Origin of the sequence: Sinorhizobium glycinis (genome assembly GCF_001651865.1) — a bacterium.
GTDB lineage: Bacteria > Pseudomonadota > Alphaproteobacteria > Rhizobiales > Rhizobiaceae > Sinorhizobium > Sinorhizobium glycinis.
Window position 1 is genome coordinate 582,355 of the sequence record NZ_LPUX01000053.1, and the last position, 21,322, is coordinate 603,676.

General features: G+C 63.9%; 17 protein-coding genes and 1 riboswitch. Of the genes, 12 read left to right on the forward strand and 5 right to left on the reverse strand.

From position 1 onward, the window contains the following. Window positions 1–3 precede the first annotated feature (3 nt). From AU381_RS07735 to AU381_RS07765, 7 genes are all read left to right on the forward strand, one after another. Window positions 4–972 (forward strand): zinc-dependent alcohol dehydrogenase family protein, encoded by a 969-nt coding sequence (locus AU381_RS07735; protein ID WP_064241162.1) that lies wholly within the window; start codon window positions 4–6, stop codon window positions 970–972. A 63-nt stretch (window positions 973–1,035) separates the two neighbouring features. After that, window positions 1,036–1,965: a histone deacetylase family protein gene (locus tag AU381_RS07740; protein WP_064241163.1), complete on the forward strand. Its 930-nt coding sequence runs from the start codon at window positions 1,036–1,038 to the stop codon at window positions 1,963–1,965. A 3-nt stretch (window positions 1,966–1,968) separates the two neighbouring features. Beyond that, on the forward strand, window positions 1,969–2,223 hold the full coding sequence (locus AU381_RS07745; RefSeq protein WP_064241855.1) for an exodeoxyribonuclease VII small subunit: 255 nt from the start codon (window positions 1,969–1,971) through the stop codon (window positions 2,221–2,223). Window positions 2,224–2,497: 274 nt separating this feature from the next. Beyond that, window positions 2,498–3,421 (forward strand): pirin family protein, encoded by a 924-nt coding sequence (locus AU381_RS07750; protein ID WP_064241164.1) that lies wholly within the window; start codon window positions 2,498–2,500, stop codon window positions 3,419–3,421. A gap of 138 nt (window positions 3,422–3,559) precedes the next feature. Next, window positions 3,560–5,497, forward strand: a complete 1,938-nt coding sequence (gene dxs, locus AU381_RS07755; protein ID WP_082909843.1) for a 1-deoxy-D-xylulose-5-phosphate synthase — start codon at window positions 3,560–3,562, stop codon at window positions 5,495–5,497. A 49-nt stretch (window positions 5,498–5,546) separates the two neighbouring features. Further along, entirely contained in the window at window positions 5,547–6,302 is a 756-nt protein-coding gene (locus AU381_RS07760; protein ID WP_064241166.1) for a TlyA family RNA methyltransferase, read from the forward strand. Further along, complete coding sequence (locus AU381_RS07765) at window positions 6,299–7,546, forward strand: class I SAM-dependent RNA methyltransferase (RefSeq protein WP_064241167.1); 1,248 nt, start codon at window positions 6,299–6,301, stop codon at window positions 7,544–7,546. Before AU381_RS07760 ends, AU381_RS07765 begins: the two co-directional genes overlap by 4 nt. A 37-nt stretch (window positions 7,547–7,583) precedes the next feature. On the opposite strand, the gene AU381_RS07770 is transcribed toward AU381_RS07765, so the two are convergent. Continuing rightward, window positions 7,584–8,336, reverse strand: a complete 753-nt coding sequence (locus AU381_RS07770) for a crotonase/enoyl-CoA hydratase family protein (protein WP_064241168.1) — start codon at window positions 8,334–8,336, stop codon at window positions 7,584–7,586. Window positions 8,337–8,399: 63 nt separating this feature from the next. Continuing rightward, window positions 8,400–10,181 carry an acyl-CoA dehydrogenase family protein gene (locus tag AU381_RS07775; protein ID WP_064241169.1) on the reverse strand — a complete coding sequence of 594 codons (1,782 nt, stop codon included), beginning with the start codon at window positions 10,179–10,181 and terminating at the stop codon, window positions 8,400–8,402. Between the two features lie 184 nt (window positions 10,182–10,365). On the opposite strand from AU381_RS07775, the gene AU381_RS07780 reads away from it, so the two are divergent. Beyond that, window positions 10,366–11,355 (forward strand): transporter, encoded by a 990-nt coding sequence (locus AU381_RS07780; RefSeq protein ID WP_064241170.1) that lies wholly within the window; start codon window positions 10,366–10,368, stop codon window positions 11,353–11,355. A gap of 158 nt (window positions 11,356–11,513) precedes the next feature. Then, window positions 11,514–12,575, forward strand: coding sequence for a glycoside hydrolase family 25 protein (locus AU381_RS07785; protein WP_064241171.1), 1,062 nt, complete (start codon window positions 11,514–11,516; stop codon window positions 12,573–12,575). A gap of 31 nt (window positions 12,576–12,606) precedes the next feature. Here AU381_RS07785 and AU381_RS07790 read toward each other — a convergent pair whose 3' ends face one another. Further along, on the reverse strand, window positions 12,607–13,707 hold the full coding sequence (locus AU381_RS07790; protein ID WP_064241172.1) for an FAD-binding oxidoreductase: 1,101 nt from the start codon (window positions 13,705–13,707) through the stop codon (window positions 12,607–12,609). Continuing rightward, window positions 13,704–14,948, reverse strand: coding sequence for an aromatic ring-hydroxylating oxygenase subunit alpha (locus tag AU381_RS07795; protein WP_064241856.1), 1,245 nt, complete (start codon window positions 14,946–14,948; stop codon window positions 13,704–13,706). The genes AU381_RS07790 and AU381_RS07795 overlap by 4 nt, the downstream gene beginning before the upstream one ends. Before the next feature lie 105 nt (window positions 14,949–15,053). Continuing rightward, a riboswitch (cobalamin riboswitch) is annotated at window positions 15,054–15,250 on the reverse strand. Between the two features lie 306 nt (window positions 15,251–15,556). Between AU381_RS07795 and AU381_RS07800 the strand changes: the two genes are divergently transcribed. The 3 genes from AU381_RS07800 to AU381_RS07810 all read left to right on the forward strand — a co-directional run bounded on the left by AU381_RS07800 (window position 15,557) and on the right by AU381_RS07810 (window position 18,727). Beyond that, the gene (locus AU381_RS07800) at window positions 15,557–16,156 is read left to right on the forward strand and encodes a DUF6656 family protein (protein WP_064241173.1); all 600 of its coding nucleotides are present in this window, start codon (window positions 15,557–15,559) and stop codon (window positions 16,154–16,156) included. A 78-nt stretch (window positions 16,157–16,234) separates the two neighbouring features. Next, complete coding sequence (locus AU381_RS07805) at window positions 16,235–17,209, forward strand: L-threonylcarbamoyladenylate synthase (protein ID WP_064241857.1); 975 nt, start codon at window positions 16,235–16,237, stop codon at window positions 17,207–17,209. 60 nt (window positions 17,210–17,269) lie between these two features. Beyond that, window positions 17,270–18,727: an FAD-binding oxidoreductase gene (locus tag AU381_RS07810; protein ID WP_064241174.1), complete on the forward strand. Its 1,458-nt coding sequence runs from the start codon at window positions 17,270–17,272 to the stop codon at window positions 18,725–18,727. Here AU381_RS07810 and AU381_RS07815 read toward each other — a convergent pair. Then, window positions 18,711–21,020: a DUF1217 domain-containing protein gene (locus tag AU381_RS07815; protein ID WP_064241858.1), complete on the reverse strand. Its 2,310-nt coding sequence runs from the start codon at window positions 21,018–21,020 to the stop codon at window positions 18,711–18,713. The two genes, AU381_RS07810 and AU381_RS07815, sit on opposite strands and share 17 nt — an antisense overlap. Window positions 21,021–21,322: the final 302 nt, after the last annotated feature.

Here is a 21,322-nt window from a genome sequence, read left to right on the forward strand (position 1 = left end):
TACATGCGCTCCACCCTCGTTAGACAGTTTGGCGATCCCGAACAAGTCATCGAGCATGTTGAAGCCACGCGCGCCGCCCCGGCGGCCGGCGAGGTCGAGGTGGAAATCTCGCTTGCGGCGATCAATCCGTCGGATCTGATCCCCGTCACCGGCGCCTATCGCGCCCGCACCGAACTGCCTTTCGTCCCCGGCTTCGAGGGCGTCGGCGTCGTCAGCCGCGTCGGAGCGGGCGTGCATCACCTGAAACCCGGGGACCGCGTCATGCCGATCGGCGCGAGCGGGCTGTGGCAGCAATTTCTGATCCGCCCGGCCGAATGGTGTTTCGCCGTGCCGGACGATGTAAGCGACGCTGAGGCGGCGATGAGCTACGTCAATCCTCTCACGGCGCTGCGGCTCGTCGAGGCGCTTCGCCGGCATTTTGGTTCTCTCGAGGGCCTGAGCGTCGGCGTAACGGCGGCGGGCTCGGCGATCGGCGGCATGCTGATGAAGCTGCTCGCGCCCGAAGGCCTGACGCCTACCGCCATCCTCCGCAGCGAGAAAAGCCGCCACCGCATCGGCGAGGGATACCCGATCATCGTGACCGACGGCAGCAATCTTCCTGCAGGAACGAGGTTCGACGCGGTGCTCGATGCCGTCGGCGGGACGCTGGCCGCCGAACTGATCGGCCGGGCCATCCATCCGGACGGGACCTGCATCCAGTACGGCGCGCTGAGCGGCATTCCGGTCCCGCAGGCTGTAATCACCTCCCGCGCGGACGTTCGCTTCGCCTTTTTGTGGCTGAGGACCTGGGTCCACTCCGCCGGGCGCGAAGCCCTCGAGGCGGCCTTCGCGAGAAGCTTCGCAGGAGTTCGCAACGCGCTGTTTGCCAGCCCCGTCGCGGCAACCTACCCGTTGAGCCGGCTTGGCGTAGCCTTGGCGCACCAAGCCGATCCGCTCCGCAACGGCAAGATCCTGCTCGATCCGCGCTGTTGAAAATTGGCACTTTTGCAGTCGCGGCCATGGATTTTGACAGGCCTGCGCACTAGCTTTCCGCGGATGACCACGCATCTCTATGAAAACGCTCTCTTCCAGGAACACAAAGTTCCGGAAGGACACCCGGAGCGGCCGGATCGGCTGAGGGCACTAAACCTCGCGCTGGAGCATCCGAGTTTCGCGCCGCTGAAGCGTATCGAGGCGTCGAAGGGCGGCGAGGACCTGGTGCTGCTCGCCCATGCGGAGGAGCACCTCCGATCGATCACCCGGGCAATACCGGACGACGACATCAATCAAATCGAAGCCGACACCTATGCCAGCCCCTCAAGCCTTGAGGCAGCGCTGACCGGCATCGGCGGCGCCGTCGCTGCCGTGGACGCGGTGTTCGCCGGCGAGGCCGACAACGCCTTCGTCGCGGCCCGCCCGCCTGGCCACCACGCCGAGAAGAACAGGGCGATGGGCTTCTGCTTCTTCAATACGATCGCGATCGCGGCGCGCCATGCGCAGAAGGCGCACGGCGTCGAGCGGGTCGCGATCGTCGACTGGGACGTGCATCATGGCAACGGCACGCAGGACATCTTTTGGAACGACCCGTCGGTGTTGTTCTGCTCGACCCACCAGATGCCGCTCTATCCGGGCACGGGCGCGAAGGAAGAGACGGGCGTCAGGAACAATGTCGTCAATGCGCCGCTCTCCCCCAACAGCGGCAGCGAGCATTTCCGCGACGCGTTCCGCACACGCATCCTCGCCGCCCTCGACAATTTCCGCCCGGACCTCGTGCTGGTCTCCGCCGGTTTCGACGCGCATTACCGCGATCCCCTGGCCCAGATCAATCTCGTCGGGGAAGACTTCGACTGGGCGACAGGCCGTCTTATGGAGGCCGCCGGCAAGAGCGCCGGCAACCGAGTGGTCAGCATGCTGGAGGGCGGCTATGACCTGCAGGGCCTCGCCGAATCGGCCGCCATGCACATATTGAGACTGATGAGAGGGTAATTGATGAACAACGACAATACGCAGCCGGACGTTTCCGCCCTCTCCTTCGAGCAGGCGGTCGAGGAACTGGAGCGGATCGTTTCGGCGCTCGAGCGCGGCGATGTGGCGCTCGACAAGTCGATAGAAATCTATGAGCGCGGCGAGGCGCTGAAGAAGCACTGCGAGACGCTGCTGAAGGCGGCCGAGGACCGCATCGAGAAAATCCGCCTCGACCGCAACGGCAAACCGCAAGCGGTGGAGCCGCTCGACGCGGAATAGTGACCTCCGGGATGGTGGGATTTCCCCCTTATCCGGCCTGCCAGCCACCTTCTCCCCGCAAGCGGGGCGAAGGAGACTCGCGGCGCCGCTCAAATCCCCTCTCCCCCGCGTGCGGGGAGAGGGCTAGTCCTCGGGTTAAACCCGAGGAGAGGGGCAAATCGCGCTGGCCGACGATGCGACGACACCCAGCCAGAAACACTGCGTCTCCCGATTGCTGCTACCGAAGCAGCCGCATTGGCAATAAGTTGAGTGCCCACCAACCGGAGCAAGCGCCATGTCCTTCTTTCCCGGTCCCGATCCGCTCGCCGGCGACAAGCCGGCCTGCGACGCCATCGAGCATCTGATCATCCCGCGCACCAGCGACATCGGCGGTCTTCAGGTGCGCCGGGCGCTTCCGACGGCGCGGCGCCGGCTCGTCGGCCCGTTCATCTTCTTCGACCGCATGGGACCGGCGCTCTTGCGCGCCGGCCAGGCGATCGACGTGCGGCCGCATCCGCATATCGGCCTGTCGACGGTCACCTATCTCTTCGACGGCGAGATCAAGCATCGTGACAGCCTCGGCACCGAAATGGTGATCCGCCCCGGCGACGTGAACCTGATGACGGCAGGGCGCGGCATCGTGCATTCCGAACGCTCGCCGGAGAACCAGCGCGGCCATGAACGTTCGCTGTCCGGATTGCAGACCTGGCTGGCGCTCCCCGACGACAAGGAAGAGATTGATCCGGTCTTCGCACATACCGAGGAACGCATGCTGCCGCATCTTGCCGACGACGGCCTTCGCGCGCGAGTCGTCATCGGCCGTTTCGAGGGCGCCGCCTCGCCCATCTCCGCCTTCACAGACACGATCTATGTGGACATGTCGATCGAGGCCGGCCGCAGCGCTCCTTTTGCCGCCCGGTGGGAAGAGCGCGCCATCTACATTCTCTCGGGCGAGGCGATCATCGCCGGCGACCACTTTGCCGACAACCAGCTTCTCGTCTTCCGGCCCGGGGACGAGATCACCATCACCGCGGGGCCGGCCGGCTGTCACGTCATGCTCTTTGGCGGCGCGGCACTCGGCTCGCCGCGGCATATCTGGTGGAACTTCGTATCCTCGTCCAAGGAGCGCATCGACAAGGCGAAGGAGGAGTGGCGGACCGGCCGCTTCGATATCGTGCCTGGGGACGAGGAAGAGTTCATCCCCTTACCGGCAGGCTAATTTTTCGCTGAACTCTTGGTTGACGACGCAGGAAAGCCTAATTTTTGCATTCAACGAGGATTGCGTCTAAACAGCCATCCTGACGGAACTCATCAACTATTCGCGCGCCCGCCTTTGGCGCGCACGAGGCACGAGAGCGTGACACAACTGCCAACCAATCCGATGCCGGCGACCCCGTTGCTCGACAAGGTCGATGTCCCCGACGATCTGAAGCGGATCGACGACAGGGATCTGCCGCAGCTGGCGAGCGAGTTGCGCGCGGAAATGATCGATGCGGTGTCGCGCACCGGCGGCCATCTCGGTGCCGGCCTCGGGGTCGTCGAACTGACGATCGCCATCCACAAGGTCTTCGACACGCCGCACGACCGGCTGATCTTCGACGTCGGCCACCAGTGTTATCCGCACAAGATCCTGACCGGACGGCGCGACCGGATCCGCACGCTGCGCCAGGAAGGCGGTCTTTCCGGCTTCACCCGTCGCGCCGAAAGCGAATTCGACCCCTTTGGCGCGGCGCATTCGTCGACGTCGATCTCCGCCGGCCTCGGCATGGCGGTCGCCGCCGATCTCGACGGCAAGAGCCGCAACGTCATTGCCGTTATCGGCGACGGGGCGATGTCGGCCGGCATGGCCTATGAGGCGCTCAACAATGCCGGGGCGCTGGATGCCCGCCTAATCGTCATCCTCAACGACAACGACATGTCGATCGCCCCGCCGACCGGCGCGATGAGCGCCTATCTGGCGCGGCTTGCCTCCGGGCGGACCTATATGGGCATCCGCGAGGTCGGCAAGAAGCTGACCGCCTATCTCGGCAAGACGGTCGACCGGGCGATCACCCGCGCCGTGGAGCATGCGCGCGGCTACGTCACCGGCGGCACGCTCTTCGAGGAAATGGGCTTCTACCACATCGGCCCGATCGACGGCCATTCCTTCGACCATCTCTTGCCGGTGCTGCGCAATGTCCGCGACAATAGGCGGGGACCGGTGCTGATCCATGTGGTGACACAGAAGGGCAAGGGCTATCCGCCGGCCGAAGCGGCCGCTGACAAATATCACGGCGTCAACAAGTTCGACGTGATCACCGGCGCCCAGGCGAAAGCCAAGCCGAACGCGCCGGCCTACACCACGGTCTTTGCCGATGCGCTCGTGCAGGAGGCAAGCCTCGACGACAAGATCGTGGCGATCACCGCGGCGATGCCATCCGGCACCGGTCTCGACAGGTTCGCGGCGGTGCATCCGTCGCGCTGCTTCGACGTCGGCATCGCCGAGCAGCACGCCGTGACCTTCGCAGCCGGCCTCGCGGCGGAAGGCTACAAACCCTTCGCGGCACTCTATTCGACCTTCCTGCAGCGCGCCTATGACCAGGTCGTCCACGACGTGGCGATCCAGGGACTGCCGGTGCGTTTCCCGATCGACCGCGCCGGCTTCGTCGGCGCCGACGGGCCGACCCATGCCGGCTCCTTCGACACGACCTATCTCGCTTCGCTGCCGGGCTTCGTTGTGATGGCTGCGGCCGACGAGGCGGAATTGAAACACATGGTGCGCACCGCCGCGGCCTATGACGAGGGACCGATCTCCTTCCGCTACCCGCGCGGCGAGGGCGTCGGCGTCGAGCTTCCGGAACGGGGCGAGATCCTTTCGATCGGCAAGGGCCGGATCATCAAGGAAGGCACGAAGGTGGCGCTGCTTTCGTTCGGAACGCGGCTTGCGGACTGTCTGCTGGCGGCCGAGGACCTCGACGCCGCCGGACTCTCGACGACGGTCGCCGATGCACGCTTCGCCAAGCCGCTCGACCAGGAACTGGTCCGCCAGCTTGCCCGTCATCACGAGGTGCTGATTACGATCGAAGAAGGCGCCATCGGTGGCTTCGCCAGCCACGTGCTGCACTTCCTCGCGGAAGAAGGCCTGCTCGATGGCGGGCTCAAGGTGCGGCCGATGGTATTGCCGGACGTCTGGATGGAGCAGGCCAAGCCGGAAGCCATGTACGCCAAGGCGGGCCTCGATAGGGCCGGCATCGTCTCGACCGTCTTCAAGGCGCTCGGCCAGAAGCAGTCCGTCGGCCTCGGCGCGGCTGGCTAGATCTGCCGAAGTCCCTTGCAATATGCCGCCCGACGGGCGATGACGGCCCATGTCCGATAGCAAGCACAGCATCATCCGCCTCGACCAGTTGCTCCTGAACATGGGCCTGGTGGCCAGCCGTGCCCGCGCACGTGACGCGATTCAGCGCGGGACGGTCAAAGTAGACGGTCGCACCGTGACCAAGCCGGCCACTGCCTTCACAGAAAACGTAACGATCACCATCGACGATCCGGCGCAGGCCTATGTCTCCCGCGCCGCCTTGAAGCTCGTCGGCGCGCTTGATCATTTCGCCTTCGATCCGGCAGGCCACACCTGCCTCGACGTCGGCGCCTCGACGGGCGGCTTTACCGAAGTACTGTTGAAGCGCGGCGCCACGCATGTCGTTGCCGTCGACGTCGGTCACGGGCAAATGCATCCGCGCATCGCGGAGGACGCGCGCGTCACCAATATCGAAGGGCTGAACGCCCGGGCGATGACAGCCGACGATATTGGCAACCGGGCCATCAGCTTCATCGTTTCCGACGTCTCGTTCATCTCCCTCAAGCTGGCCCTGCCGCCGGCGTTATCCCTGGCCGAGTCCGGGTCGCGTTGCATGCTGCTCGTCAAGCCGCAGTTCGAGGCCGGACGCGACGCGATCAGCAAGGCTGGCCTCCTTAAAGATCCTGAGAGCGCCCCGACCGTGGCGGCCGAGCTCGAGCGTTGGCTCGTCGAGGAAATGGGCTGGCGAAGCTTCGGCCTCGTCCCCTCGCCCATTGCCGGCGGAGACGGCAACAAGGAATTCCTCCTCGGGGGGCTGAAGCCATGAGCACCCAGATCGTCACCATCAGCCGGCTCGGCACGCAGGGCGACGGCATCGCGCAGACCGAAGCCGCCCCCGTCTACGCGCCGTTCACCCTGCCCGGCGAAACCGTCGCGCTGGCCGTCAACAAGGCGCATGGCACGCTGATTTCGCTGAAAGAGGCTTCCCCGGAGCGGACCGAACCGAGATGCCGCCACTTCGGCCCCGACGGCGTTAACGGCACTTGCGGCGGCTGCACCCTGCAGCACGCCTCCGACCGGCTCTACCACGCCTTCAAGCGCAATCTCGTCATAGACGCCTTGAAGTCGAAAGGCCTTACCCCGGAGGTGGCCCCGCTCGTCATCGCGCGGCCGGGCGAGCGCCGACGCGCCGTGTTCACGGCTCGCCGGACCGAAAAGGAACTGCTGCTCGGCTTCAATCAGGCGCAGAGCCACCATATCGTCGCGATCGGCGAATGTCCCATCACGAGCCCGGGCATCGTGACGCGGCTCGCAACCATCCGCAAGATTGCCGCAGCGATGGCGTCGGGCTCCGAGCCGTTCCGGATCACCGTGCTCGAGACCGACACCGGTCTTGACCTCGCCTTCGAGGACATCAAGCTCAACGACCGGCAGCGCCGTTCGACCGTCGAGGCCGTTCTCGGCGAGCGGGGCATTGCCCGCGTCAGCCTGAATGGCGAGATCATCATCGAGCCGGTCAAGCCGCTGATCGACTTCGGCGGCGTGTCGGTTTCGCCGCCGCCCGGCGCCTTCACGCAGGCGACACGGCCGGCCGAGGAGGCGATGGCCAAGCTCGTGCTCGGCCACATAGGGAAGGCAAAGCGCGTCGCCGATCTCTTTGCCGGGATCGGCACGTTTGCACTGAGGATTGCGCGCACGGCACGCGTCCATGCGGTCGAGGGCGAGGACAAGGCGCTGAAGGCGCTCGACTTCGCCGCCCGCAATACGCAGGGCCTGAAGCCGGTGACGGTCGAGAAGCGCGACCTTTTCCGCCGGCCGATGATGGCGCAGGAGCTGAAGGTCTTCGATGCCGTTGTCTTCGACCCGCCGCGGGCCGGCGCCGAGGTCCAGTGTCACGAGCTTGCCCGCTCCGGCGTGAAGAAGGTGGCCGCGGTCTCCTGCAACCCGGTGACGCTTGCAAGGGATCTGTCGATCCTGGTCGCCGCCGGCTACCGCATCACAGCGGTCACGCCCATCGACCAGTTCCTCTGGTCGGCGCATGTCGAAGCGGTCGCGACGCTGGAGAGGTAACAAAGGCCTGGCAGATGGCCGGACCATCTTTGCGCCGTCATCGGCGCATGAAGGCCTCGAATGCCGCCCGCGCCTCGGCGCTCTTCAGCTGCGCCGCAAAGTGCTCGGCCTCCTTCTCGATCCTGGCGAGAACATCGCTCCGGTCGCCGCGGATGAGGTCGCGGGCGATCCGCAGCGCCTCGGGCGGCTTCCTGGCGAGGCGCGCGGCAAGCGACAGCGTTTCCTCCTTGACCGCGTTCTCGTCGACGATCTTCCAGATCAGCCCGGCCTGAAGGGCGTCGTTCGCTTCGAGGGGCTCGCCTGCGGCAAGCAGCGCAAAGGCGCGCTGATGACCCATGAGGCGCGGTGCGAGCAGGCTCGAAGCCGCTTCGGGGACGAGCGCCAGATCGACGAACGGCGTCTTGAAGACCGACCGGGCGGAGGCGACCGTCAGGTCGCAATGGAGATGGATCGTCGTGCCGATGCCAATCGCCAGACCATCGACCCCTGAGACGACCGGCTTCGTCGCGCCTGCCAAGGCCCGCAGGAAATCGAGAACCTCTCCTCCCATGCTCCCGCCCATGGCGAAAGCAAGGAAATCGTTCATGTCGTTGCCGGCCGAGAAGCACCCCTCCGTTCCGAGGAATGCGGTGGCGCGGATCGCCGCGTCCGATCCGGCGACCGTCAGCGCATTCGTCATCTTCGCGTACATCTCGCGGGTGATGGCGTTCTTCTTGTCCGGCCGGTTGAAGCGGATCACCTGTACGCCGGGATAGGCGTCCGGACGTTCGACGAGCACATGATCGGTCATAGGCTTCCCTATTTTGCTTGAAAGGCGGGTTGGGTACGGCAAACCGCACCCACTTTCCTCATCCTAGTCGAGAATGGCGCGGGCGGCGGCGAGGCTATCCGCCCCGGTGACGACACGATCCTTGAGCGCCGCCGTTTCGGCGAGCAGGTTTTCCGCAGCGAAGCGGCAGAGCGCGATGCGCGCCTCCTCTCTCCCGTCACCGGCTTCCGCCAGGCCGCCCCTGGCGAGATAGGCGCCGGTCAGCACCAGGCCGAAGAGACGCTGATACGCGGTCGCGCCGGCAAGCGCTTCGGTCGTCCGCCCATCATCGATAGCGGCGAGCAGCCATTCGGTCGCCTCGGAAAGACCGGCGATCGATGCCTCAAGACGCGCTGCGGTCGCACCGAACCCCTGCCTGTTCGAAGCCGCAACGGCTTCAGCGACTTCGCGAAGTTCGCCGATGAAGCCGCGCACATGGCGACCTTCGGAGAGCGGCAGCTTGCGGGTGACGAGGTCGATTGCCTGGATGCCGTTGGTGCCTTCGTAGATCGGCGCGATGCGGGCATCGCGCAGATAGCGGGCGGCCCCGGTTTCCTCGATGAAGCCCATGCCGCCATGAACCTGAATGCCCATGGAAGCGACGTCGACGCCGGCGTCGGTGGCGAAGGACTTGGCGATCGGGGTCAGCAGGCTCGATCGCTCCTGCCAATGGCGGGCGTCTTCGCCTTGGCTGGCATGCGCCATATCGACCGCGTGCGCGCAAGCATAGGCTATGGCGCGAGAACCTTGGGTGAGCACCTTCATCGTCAGAAGGGTACGGGCGACGTCCGGATGCTCGATGATCGGGCTCATGCCCGTACCGTTCCAGCCGGGCGCCCGGCCCTGGGTGCGTTCCCTGGCATAGGCGATTGCCTTCTGGGTAGCCGCCTCGGCGATCGCGACGCCCTGCATGCCGACGGCCAGCCGGGCGTTGTTCATCATCGTGAACATGCAGGCGAGCCCGCGGTTTTCCTCGCCGACCAGATAACCGACCGCGCCCTTCTCGTCGCCGAAACTGCCGTCGCCATAGATCATCGTGCAGGTCGGCGATCCGTGGATCCCGAGCTTGTGTTCGAGCGAATGGCAGAAGAGATCGTTGCGGGCGCCGAGCGAGCCGTCCTCGTTGACGAGGAACTTCGGCACGAGAAAGAGCGAGATGCCTTTCGTTCCGGGCGGCGCATCCGGCAGGCGCGCGAGAACAAGGTGAATGATGTTGTCGGTGAAGTCGTGCTCGCCCCAGGTGATGAAGATCTTCTGGCCGAAGATGCGATAGGTGCCGTCGGCGCGGCGCTCGGCCCGGGTCTTGAGCACACCGAGATCCGACCCGGCATGCGGCTCGGTCAGGTTCATCGTCCCCATCCACTCGCCGGAGACCATCTTCGACAGGAAGGCCGCCTTCAAGGCATCCGAACCATGCTTCTCGACCGCTTCGATCGCGCCCATGGTCAGCGTCGGGCCAAGCGCGAAGGCCATGGAGCCGCTGTTCCACATCTCCATGGCTGCGACATGCAGCATGTGCGGCAGGTCCTGGCCGCCGAACGCCTCGGGCGCCGTCAGGCCGTTCCAGCCGCCTTCAATCCAGCTGCGATAGAGATCGCGCCAGCCCTCCGGCGTCTTGACCGCGCCCTCGACAAGCCGTGACCCCTGCCGGTCACCCACTTCGCCGAGCGGCGCCACCTCTTCGGTGGCAAATCGACCGGCTTCCGAGAGGATCGCATCGACGAGGTCCTCGCCGAGTTCGCCGAGGACGCCCGTCTTCATGGCATCTGCCATGCCGGCCACGTGCTTCAGGGTGAATGCAATCTCGTCCACCGGTGCCTTGTACATGGTGCTCCTCCCCTTGCGGCCGTTGGCCCATTCCCGCATCGGCTTCCATCATCGGCCGCACACTATTTGTTTTTACGTAAACGTCAACGTCAATTCGTGCCGCCGGGGCTGAGATGGACTGTAACAAAACTGTCATCGAGCGCGACTAGAACCCATCACGCATGGCCCTGTTCACGGCGCTCCAATGAACCTGATTTCCCCCGAAATACCCGGCCTCGTCTGGGCCTACCGGTTCCTGCCTGGAGAAAGCCGTTGCCTGCGTATCGCCACCGATTCACCTATCGACAGCCTGCAGGCCGGCGAAGGCTGGGTCTGGCTGCATCTGGCGCTCAGCGATGCACGCACGCCGGCGCTGATCGAGCGCATCGGCAATCTTCCGCCGGCGGCGATCGCAACGCTGGCCAGCCACGACACGCAGGCGACGATCACCGCTGCCGAGGACGTCGTCTACGGCACGCTCGTCGATTTCGAACGCACCTTCGACACGATGACCAAGACCATCGGCTGGCTGCATTTCGCCGTCAGCGACCGGATGATCATCACCACCCGGCTGCATCCACTCCGAAGCATCGACCGCGTCAAGGCGGCGGTCGAGAAAAGCGCCAAGTGCGGCCGGCCGATCGATCTCTTCGAAATGCTGGTCGTCGAGTTCCAGCGGACGCTGATCACGCTGGTGCTCGAATTGACGGAGGAACTGAACGTCATCGAGGACCGCGTCTATGGCGAAGCGGGGCACCGGCAGCAGCCGGGGCTCGCGCCCTTGCGCCGAACCGTCGTGCGGTTGCATCGACATATGCGGACGATTCTCGCATTGTTGCGGCGCGCCGGCGCATCCGATGAAGACGAGGTGCCGCCGGGCTTCGTCGACGCGGCCGAGCGGCTTTCAGATCGACTGGAGACGGTCGACCGCGACGTGTTCGCGCTTCAGGAGCGCGCCAGGCTGTTGCACGAGGAGATCGACAGCAAGGTTTCCTCGGAGACCAACCGGCACCTCTACATTCTGTCGCTGATGACCGCCTTCCTGCTTCCGCCGACGCTCGTCACCGGTTTCTTCGGCATGAACACGGGCGCCCTGCCCTTCGCCGACGGCAGCGGCACGCTTTATGCCGGACTGATCATTGCCGCCTCCATGGGATTGGCATGGCTCATCCTCAAGCGCACCGGCATTCTTTAGACGGGCACCACCAACCACTGCGGTCGCTTTGCAATCCAGAGCCGAGTCCAGCGGCACTTTACCGCCAAGAGTCAGTGTACAGAAGCGGCGCTCTCGCGCAGATTGGCCGAGGGGCTGAGATTTACGACCCTTTAACGCAAAGTCGGCAATCTCAGAGAATGGAAAAGCGGGGAATCTCGATCTCGGGGATGATCTTGCGCCTGGCGGCCCTTGTAGGCCTGACCTTTGCGGCGGCGAACGCACGCGCCGCAGACGTCGAGCCGTGGAAAGAGCGGCAGAACGCCATCATCGTCGACGCCTACGAGTTGAACAGCATCGATTGGGAAGCGATGCTGAAGGACAAGCGCATTGCCGGGTTCATCGCAAAGGCCTCCGATGGCCTTCCGGAAAGCTTTTCCTGCACTGGCGACCACGGCGGGGACACGGTCGCCCACTGCAAGACGATGTGGCGGAAATACGCGGTCAGCCGGGAGCTCTATCAGACGCGCCGGATGATCGCCCGCTCCCAGGGACTCTTATGGGGCGCCTATCACCTGGCGCGGCCGGGCAATCCCGTCGATCAGGCCAATCACTTCCTCGATTATGCGGAGCCGCGCGACGACGAATTGATGGTCCTCGACATCGAGGGAGTCGATCCCGAGAACTACATGTCGCTCGAGGACGCCGCGATCTTTGCCGGCCACATCAAGGCCCGCACCGGGCGCTACCCGATCCTCTACACCAACCACATCACCGCGAAACAGATCGCCGCCAACCGCTTCCAGCACCGGCTGCTTTCCCGCCTGCCGCTCTGGTATGCCCGTTACAAGCCCGATATCCGCGACGTCTTTCCGATGGGCAACTGGGACCGCTACGCGCTCTGGCAGTTCTCGTCGTCACACAATTGCGGAAAGAAGCGCTGCCCCTATCGCGTCCCGGGCACGCTCAACGACATCGACGTGAACGTTGCTGCGATGAGCGCTTTCGCGCTGAAGAAGGTGTGGGCACATGGCTCCCTGCTCCCGGAGAAGCCGCCGATCGTCACCGTCATCGCCTCCGCAACGGTCGGCAGGGCGCCGACAGCCAGCGCCGCGGCCTCCGTCCCGCTTGCAAAGCCCTTGCTCATCAGCCGGGCCGAGGCCGACGGCGGCTCCGGCACCGGGGTCGACGCTACGGTCACCGGTTCGATCAGCGTGAAGGCTGCCGAGGTGGAGTTGCCAAACCAGCCCAAGCGTCGCTGAATCTCGCCGCCTTGGCCAGCAGCAGAACGACTTACGCCTCGATCTGAACGTCGCCGACCGGCCGCGAGCAGCAGGCAAGGATGTAGCCCTCATCCACCTCGTCGTCGAGAATGCCGCCATTGTGGTTCATCTCGACCTCGCCGGCGATCTTCAGCACCCGGCACGTGCCACAGATGCCCCCCTCGCAGGCCGCACCGATCCTGACGCCGTTGGCCCTTGCCGTCTGAAGAATAGTCTGGCCGGGCACGGCGGACACTTCCTTGCCGCTCATGGTGAAGGTCACCCGCGCCGCATCGGCGCCAGCGCCGGCCGCCGGCCCCGCGCGAATGGCGAGTTCCTCGGCCGCCGGAGCGGCTGCTGGCTGGAAGCTCTCCTGATGATAGCGGGCCATGTCGAAGCCGGTCCCTTCCAGCATCTCCCGGACCGCCCGCATGAACGGCTCCGGGCCGCAGCAGAAAACGGTCCGCTCCAGGAAATCCGGTGCAAGCAGCGGCAGCTTCGTCGCATCGATGCGGCCGCGCAAGCCGTGCCAGCCGTGACGCGCTTCGTGCCCCTCCACCAGGAAACCGAGATTGAGCCGCGGCATCTGGCGGGCGAGGATCTCGAGTTCCGACTTGAACAGAAGATCTTCCGGCTGCCTTGCGCAGGAGATGAAGGTGACGTCGGTTGCCGGCGCGCAATCCGCCATCCAGCGGGTCATCGACATCATCGGCGTGATGCCGGAGCCGGCCGAAACGAACAGATATTTGTCGCCCGGATGACGAACGAAACTGAAATCGCCGAGCGGCCCCAGCGCTTTCAGCACCATGCCAGGCTTCAGATTGTCGAACATCCAGCGCGTGCCGATGCTGCCCTGCTGCGCCTTGGCCGTCACCGCCACGGAAAGCGGGCGGGACGGTGAGGACGACAGCGTGTATGTCCGAAAGACCGGCTCTTCGCCGACCGGCAGTTCGAGCGTGACGAACTGCCCCGGCAGGTAGCGAAACCAGGCGGGCTTGTCCGAGCGGAAGGTGAAGGTCATCACATCCGCGGTCTCGGCGACCGCGGACGTGCATTCGAGCAGGTGCTGACGGTCGATCCAGGGATGGAGCTCGTCGAAATGGTGGAAGGAGCGAGCCATTTCCATGGTCATGCCACCCGTGAAAGAGGAGCGGCGCTGCCCTGCAGGCGGTCCAGCATGAAGCGCGCATACCAGTCGACGAACTGCATCACGCCGCCCTCGTGTTCGGCCGAATAGGGACCCGGTTCATAGGCCGGCGAGCGGATGCCGAAGGCGTTCTCCTCGACGATCTGCCGGTCCTGATCGTTGGTCTCCGTCCAGACATGGGTGAGATCCTCGAGCGTATAGTCGACACCCTCAACAGCGTCCTTGCTGACGAGCCATTTGGTCGTGACCTGTGTGAGTTCCGGCCCGAGCGGCAGAACGCGGAAGGTGATTGCGTGATCGCCGAGTATGTGATTCCAGGTGGTCGGATAATGGAAGAGAAGCAGCGTGCCGATGCCGTTCGCGCCGACGTCGGCGGAGAGCTGCTTGCGGACCGCCTTCTCACCGGACATCGTATAGCTCTCAGCCCCGTTGATGAGCGGCATTCTCGTCATGCGGAACTGGCCGTTCGGCCCGATCCTGAAGGCGCTCGGCAGCCCGGCCGCCTCGCATCTTTCCCAATGGGCACCGATTTCCGGGTCGTCCATGGCGCCCTGGACGCCGGTCACGGTCGGAGCCTCCGGGTAGGTCCGGCAGAGTTCGGGGTGGTTGGCAGCGCAATGGTAGCACTCGCGGTTGTTCTCCCAGACGAGCTTCCAGTTGCCCTTCTCGACGATGGTGCTCTCGTAAGCGACCTTGGTTTCGCCAAGGCGATGCGGTGCGAGATAGCTCGCGACCGTGTCGCGGAACGGCTGGAAATCCACGGGCCGCTCGGCGAGGCTGATGAAGATATAGCCGCCGACCGTCTCGCAATGCACCGGCTTCAGGCTGTGCTGGGCGGGATCGAAATCCTCCGGCATCTGCCGCGCGAAAAGCAGCCGGCCGTCGAGTTCGTAAGTCCACTGGTGATAGGGACAAACGAGCTTGGCCGAAGAACCTTTATGCTGCGTGCAAACGCGCGAGCCGCGGTGGCGACAGGAATTATGCAGCGCCCGGACACCACCCTGACGATCGCGGACGACGACGACCGGATAGTCGCCGACCTGCACTGTGAAATAGTTGCCGGGCCGCGGGACTTCGCAGTCGTGGCCGATGAAGAGCCAATCCTTGTACCAGATGTGCTCCAGATCCTGACGGTAATAGTCCGGGTCGATGTAGAAAGCCCGGTCGAGACTGTAACCCTCGCGGCGGCTCTTCAGCTTGCGCAGCATATCGTTCCGAATGTCCATGCCCATGTCCTCGTTAGCCCTGTTTCGGAGAGGCCGGACAGGAACCGCGCCGGAAAGATGCCGTGCGCCATGGCTCCGATCCGGCTGCCCGCCGCAACCAGTTACGGTCGTTTTTGCTTCAAGGCTGGTTTCCGGGCTCTGGAGCGGCCCGAGGGCCCACCCGGCGCCTTCCCGGACCATGTCCAGTGGCTTTGCCGAGACTTTCGCTCCACCACCGTTGCGGGGGCAGCGCCGGGATTTGACCGGCTTCCCAATTCTCCGCCCCTCGCTCAAGAGGCGGCACCTTGAGCATCCCAATCTAAGCGCGCAGAAGGACTCGGCAATTGCCGGTGTGCGACATTCCATTCGGGAAAGACGACAGAGATTTTGTACCTGTCGCATTGTCGCGCATGTGATATTTTTCATAGTAAACAACGCGATAGATTATTTTATGGGCAGCTGGCGCTTTTTTCGGCAGGACCATCCCCGGCGCGAAGACGGTTGGTCATTTTGCGACATATAGCGAATGCGGCGCGGTCAGCGTGCGCCCGAAATACTCTGTTAACCATAGTGATTTAGCGTTTGCTGACGGATCAAACTCGTTTGGCTGACAGGTGACGCAGAGGTCTATGGCAAAGCTCAGATATTACGACGCCGCCGGCAAAACGCAGGCGGCGACACCGAAAGCGGCGGGCCACACGGAGTTCCTGCGCACCGGCCGGATCGACCGGCGTCGCCCATGGTTGCCCGAGCAGCGGCGCTACATGACCCATGAAGAGGTGGCCGAGAGAACGGGGCGGAAATTGCAGGCGGCGGGAGAGACGGCCCACAAGCGGATCAACGGTTTTCACGCCTCCATCCAGTTTCCGAAGATGATCTTCCACCGGACGCTCGCCGACAGCCCGCATCTCGGCTATTGCCACGTGACCGCCGCGAAGGCCAACCTCAATCGGTCGCGCGAAATCACCTGGGCTTTCTATTTCGCGAACTTCTTCTCCGACCTCGGGGACGAGACGCATTTCTTCGAGCGGATACAGACAAGCTACTCGCGCATGTATTTCGCCGTTGCCATCGAGCCGGACACCGAAAACGGGCAAATGGCCATCAATCGCAACGTGCGTGGCAATGGGTTGATCTTCCGGACGCAGGACCCGAAAGTGGCGCTCAAGAACGTCTTGATGCTCGGCGCACGCGACGAGGCGTTGCGGCGGATCATTCGCAGCCTCTGACACGGCCCGCGGCGAAGAAAGTCGTTCTGTTTTTCCTGCTCCTCCGTTAAGGAAGCGATGGAAAGGATCAGAACCGCCATGGCCGAAATCATCGACACGCGCATCGAACCGGATCGAGCAATCGTGAAGGCCTGCGCGGTGCTTTCCGAAGGCGATCCCGTCGCAATCCCGACGGAAACCGTCTACGGGCTTGCGGCGGATGCGACGAATGCCGATGCGATCAGCCGCATCTACGAGATGAAGGGCCGGCCGCGCTTCAATCCGCTGATCTGCCATGTCTCGGACGTGAGGATGGCCGAAGCGCATGTGACGTTCGATCCTATCTCCCGGCGCCTCGCAGAAGCCTTCTGGCCGGGACCATTGACGCTGATCCTGCCGCAGCGGCCGGAAAGCACCGTGCATGCGCTTGCCTCCGCCGGCCTCGACACGCTCGGGATCCGCATGCCCGAGGGTTTCTCCCGGCGGGTCATTGCACATTTCGGACGGCCGCTGGCGGCCCCGAGCGCCAATACTTCGGGTAGGATCAGTCCGACCAGCGCGGCGCATGTGGAAACGGACCTCGGCTCCAAGCTGAAGCTGATCCTCGATGCGGGCCCGGCCGAAATCGGCCTCGAGTCGACGATCATCAAGGTCGAAGACGACAGGCTCCGGCTGCTTCGGCCGGGCGGCCTCGACGCGACGGACATCGAGGCGCTCGCCGCCCTTCCCGTCGAACGGCCGGAAGCGGCGGGCGCGACCATCGAAGCGCCTGGCATGCTTGCCTCGCATTATGCCCCGGGCGCCGCGGTGCGGCTCAATGCGAAGGACGTCCGCAAAGGCGAGGCGCTGATCCGCTTCGGCGGCAACGCACTACCCGGCGAAAGCGCCGCGGCGATCGTGCTCGACCTCAGCCCGAGCGGAAATCTCAGGGAAGCCGCCGCCAATCTTTTCGACTATATGAAAAAGGCGGATGCGAGCGGTGCTGCGACCATCGCTTTCGGCCCGGTCCCGAACAATGGCCTCGGTGAAGCGATCGTCGATCGACTGGAGCGGGCGGCCGCGCCAAGGATCTGACCGGACGCGCGAGACGTGCGCAGCCCGGCTGTTTCGGCAATAGAAATCCCAGGCAGGATCATGACGACAATTCCTTCTCCCGAACTGATCGCTTCCTTCACCGACGTCGTCGGCCCCGGCAATGCGCTGACCGGACCGGCGGAGACGGCGCCCTACCTCGTCGAATCGCGCGGCCTATACCGCGGCACGACGCCGCTGGTGCTGAAACCCGGTTCCGTCGATGAAGTCTCGCGCATCCTGCGGCTCGCCAGCCAAACACAAACGCCGATCGTGCCGCAGGGCGGAAATACCGGCCACGTGGCGGGCCAGATCCCGCGCGAAGGCAAGACCGACGTGGTGCTTTCGCTCGAGCGGCTGAACCGCATCCGCGACATCGACACTGTCGGCAATGTCATCGTTGCCGACGCCGGCTGCATTCTCGCGGATATCCAGAAAGCGGCGGACGACGTCGATCGCCTGTTCCCCTTGTCGCTCGGCTCGGAAGGCTCGGCGCGAATCGGCGGCAATCTCTCGACCAATGCCGGCGGCACCGCGGTGCTTGCCTATGGCAACATGCGACAGCTCTGCCTGGGGCTGGAGGTCGTGCTGCCCACCGGAGAAGTCTGGGATGGCCTGAGGCGGCTCAAGAAGGACAATACCGGCTATGATCTGCGCGATCTTTTCATCGGCGCGGAAGGAACGCTTGGCGTCATCACCGGCGCCGTCCTGAAGCTGTTCCCGAAGCCGCGCGGCCATCAGGTCGCCTTTGCCGGGTTCGCAAGCGTCGAAGACGCGCTCGCCCTCTTCGACCGGGCATCTAGCCTGTGCGGCCCCGCCTTGACCGGCTTCGAGCTGATGCCGAGGCTCGGCATCGAATTTACCACCCGCCACATACCGGGCGTTCGCGATCCGATGGAAACGAGCCACCCCTGGTATGCGCTGATCGATATCTCCACCTCGGACTCCGCCGGAAGCGCAGAGCGGATGGTGCAAAGCCTGCTCGAGGCAGGTGTCGACGACGGTGTCATCGAAAATGCCGTCATCGCCCAGAGCGAAGCGCAGCGAAAGGCACTCTGGCACATGCGCGAGAGCATGTCTCCGGCCCAGAAGCCCGAAGGCGGCTCGATCAAGCATGACGTTTCGGTGCCGGTGTCGAGCATTCCTGCCTTCATGGCGGAAGCGGACGCGGCGGTGATGACGGCGATCCCCGATGCGCGCATCTGCGCCTTCGGCCACATGGGTGACGGCAACATCCACTACAACATTTCCCAGCCGGTCGGCGCGGACCGCGAAGCCTTTCTGGCCCGCTGGCGCGAAGTGAACGCCATCGTTCACGCCATCGTGCTGAAATACAATGGATCGATTTCGGCCGAGCACGGCATCGGCCAGTTGAAGCGCGACGAGCTCGCGGCCATCCGCTCGCCGATCGAGATCGAGCTGATGCGGCGGATCAAGCGTGCCTTCGACCCGGCCGGAATCATGAATCCGGACAAGGTGCTGCAGCAGGAAGAGGAAGCGGCGCTTACCCGCCCATCCTGAGCTGAGACAGCGTATAGAGCGTGTCGGCGCTGATGCCGACGCTGCTGCCGCTGCTCGTGAGCACCGACACGGCCGGGTCGACTTCGGTGTTATTCTCCAGATCGTAAAGCACGGCAAAGCGCGCCAGCAGCTTCTTCAATTCGGCCGGGTCGCTCAGCTTCTCGAGATCGAGGTTCTTCTCGACGATCTTCGCCTGCTGGTCGATGTCCATGGTGCTGAACTCGTCGGGCAGGCTGAAGATCGTGCGGAATACCTCGGCGAGCGCGTCGTCGGCCAGAAGGTCGTAGGCGTCGACAAGCGTGCCGGCCTTGCGCTCGAAATAGAGTGCCAGGCGCACGCCTTCATTGTTCTCGCCAGCTTGTTCTTCCAAGGTTTGGTGGAGATATTGATCAAGCGTCTCGTATAGCCCGTGGCGTGTGACGATGCTGTCCTTGTCATCGCGCAGCACGTTTCCCTCGCTGTCGAAATTGAAGGAGGCAACGAGCGAGATGTAGGCGGCGGAATTTTCCTGTTCGTTGACGAAGCTCTGCGAATCATCGAGATCGGAAGCGAAGATGTCGCGGAGGAAATCGGTCGTCACGCCCTCAGGGTCGATGCCGTTCGCCTCGAGCGCTATGGTGACGAGACGGTCGTCGGCCAGGAATTCGTCGAGCGAGGAAAGTTTGGCGACCCCGGCCGTATAATATTCGCTTTCCTCTTCGGCCTCGGCCTTGTCCTCATCCGACCCAAAACGGGACTTGATGACGATATAGTTCTTCGCGGTTTCCTGGATTTGCGTTTCCGCTTGAGCCAGAGCAGGCGGGCCGATCTCGCCCTCTGTCGTAAAGTTGAACAGTTTGGCAAGCGTCACGTATCGCTCGTCCTTGAGCGTGTAGACGTAGCTTTTCGGATCGGTGAGGTCGCTGGTGAGGACGCGCTTGATGGTCCGCGTGCTTGCCGTGTCGGGGTCCAGTCCGACGGCCTTGAGGGCGAAATCATAGATCGACGCAGACCCGATGAAATCGTCGAGGGACGTCATGCTGGCCACAGCGTTCTTGTAGGCACTGACGGCCTTTTCGTCCGCTTCGTCGTCCTTGTCGTTGTAGCGCGTCATGTAGCGGTTGGAGGTCAGCGTCGTCTGCGCCGCAGTCTGCGCGCTGTCGCCGACGGCCAGCGTGCCGTCCTCCTGGAAATTGAAGGCATTGGCCAGCGCCAGATAGTTCGCGTCGCCACCGCCGATCGTGTTGACATAGCTGTCGGGGTCATCCGGGTCGCTCGTCAGGATGTTCTTGATCGTCGCGGAAACGATCGTCACCTCGTCGAGGTCGAAAGCGGTCCTGATGTAATTGTAGAGGCGTGTATCCGCGAGGAGCTCAGTGACGGTGGTGATACTCGCGATCGTCTCCTCGAAATAGGCCTTGTTCAGCAGCGCCGCCTGTGACGTAACGCGGGAATTGCTGGAGACATAGAGGTCGTTGATGGCAAGCTTGTTTTCGTCGGTCTGCGCCGCACCCGCGGTCACCGTGCCGTCGGAACCAAAGTCGAAGGCAGCGGCGAGGTCGGTATAGTTGTTCAGCGTGGCAATGGAATTCGTGTAGGTCGTTATCTTGCTCTCGAGTTCCGCCTCTTCCGCGTCGGTGAGGCCGCCCGCAGTCAATTGCGCTTCCGCCGCTGCCTTGGCGGTTTCGAGTTCGGAAAGCTTCGGAGCAATCACCGTGTTCTCGTAGCTGCTCGTATCGTTGGCGCTGCTGGAGAGGACGCTACGGATCGTCTGGCGGGAATAGGTGCTCTCGTCGACGCCGAAGGCGGTGAAGACATAGGCTCTCAGCCGATCGTTGTTGAGGAGCTGATCGACGCTGGTGATCTTGTCGATCATTACGTTGTAGTAGCGGGTCTCTTCCTTCTGCGTCTCCTCGATGTTCAGAATGCTCGTGTCGTAGAGGCCGATGATCTCGTCGAGCTGCGCCTCCGTCTGCGACACAGCGGTCCCGCTGCTGAAGCTGTAGGCCAGGGCGAATTCGCGGTAGCGGTCGTCCGTCAGGCTATTGGCGAAGCTGCTCGTGTCGGAGAGGTCGCTTTCGAGCACCTTTCGCATGAAGGCGACCGAATCGATCATGTCCCCGAGGCCAAAGGCCGTCATCGCGTAGGAGTAGAGCCGGAAGTCGTCGAGAAACCCGTCGACCGAGCTCACATTGCCGATGTTCTCCTTGTAGTATTGCGTGTCGCGGGCGACGACCGTCTGCTCCGACACGCGTTTCAGGCTGACCTTCATGTCCCGCGCGATGAGATTGTAGTCGAGATAGGTCGAAACCATGCGCGCTGCCCCGCCAACAAGGATCGGGGACAGCCGGCGCGCAGCATCCCCGATGGATATTCCGATCGCCGGAAACTGGATCAACAGGCTTGCGCGTGGCTTTTCGGCCCGCTGTCCGCCGACCCGCAAAATGCCGGCAATTCCGTTGACGAAAGAGAAACCTTGCCACCTCGGCTTTTGCTAACCATCGGGCAACGCAAAGTTTTTTTAACCGCGATTTTTAAGTCACCCGGAAGAGGGGCCGCCTATCCTCCCGCCCATAGAGGACGAAAACGTCCCGCGAAGAAGACCGGGAACCGGCT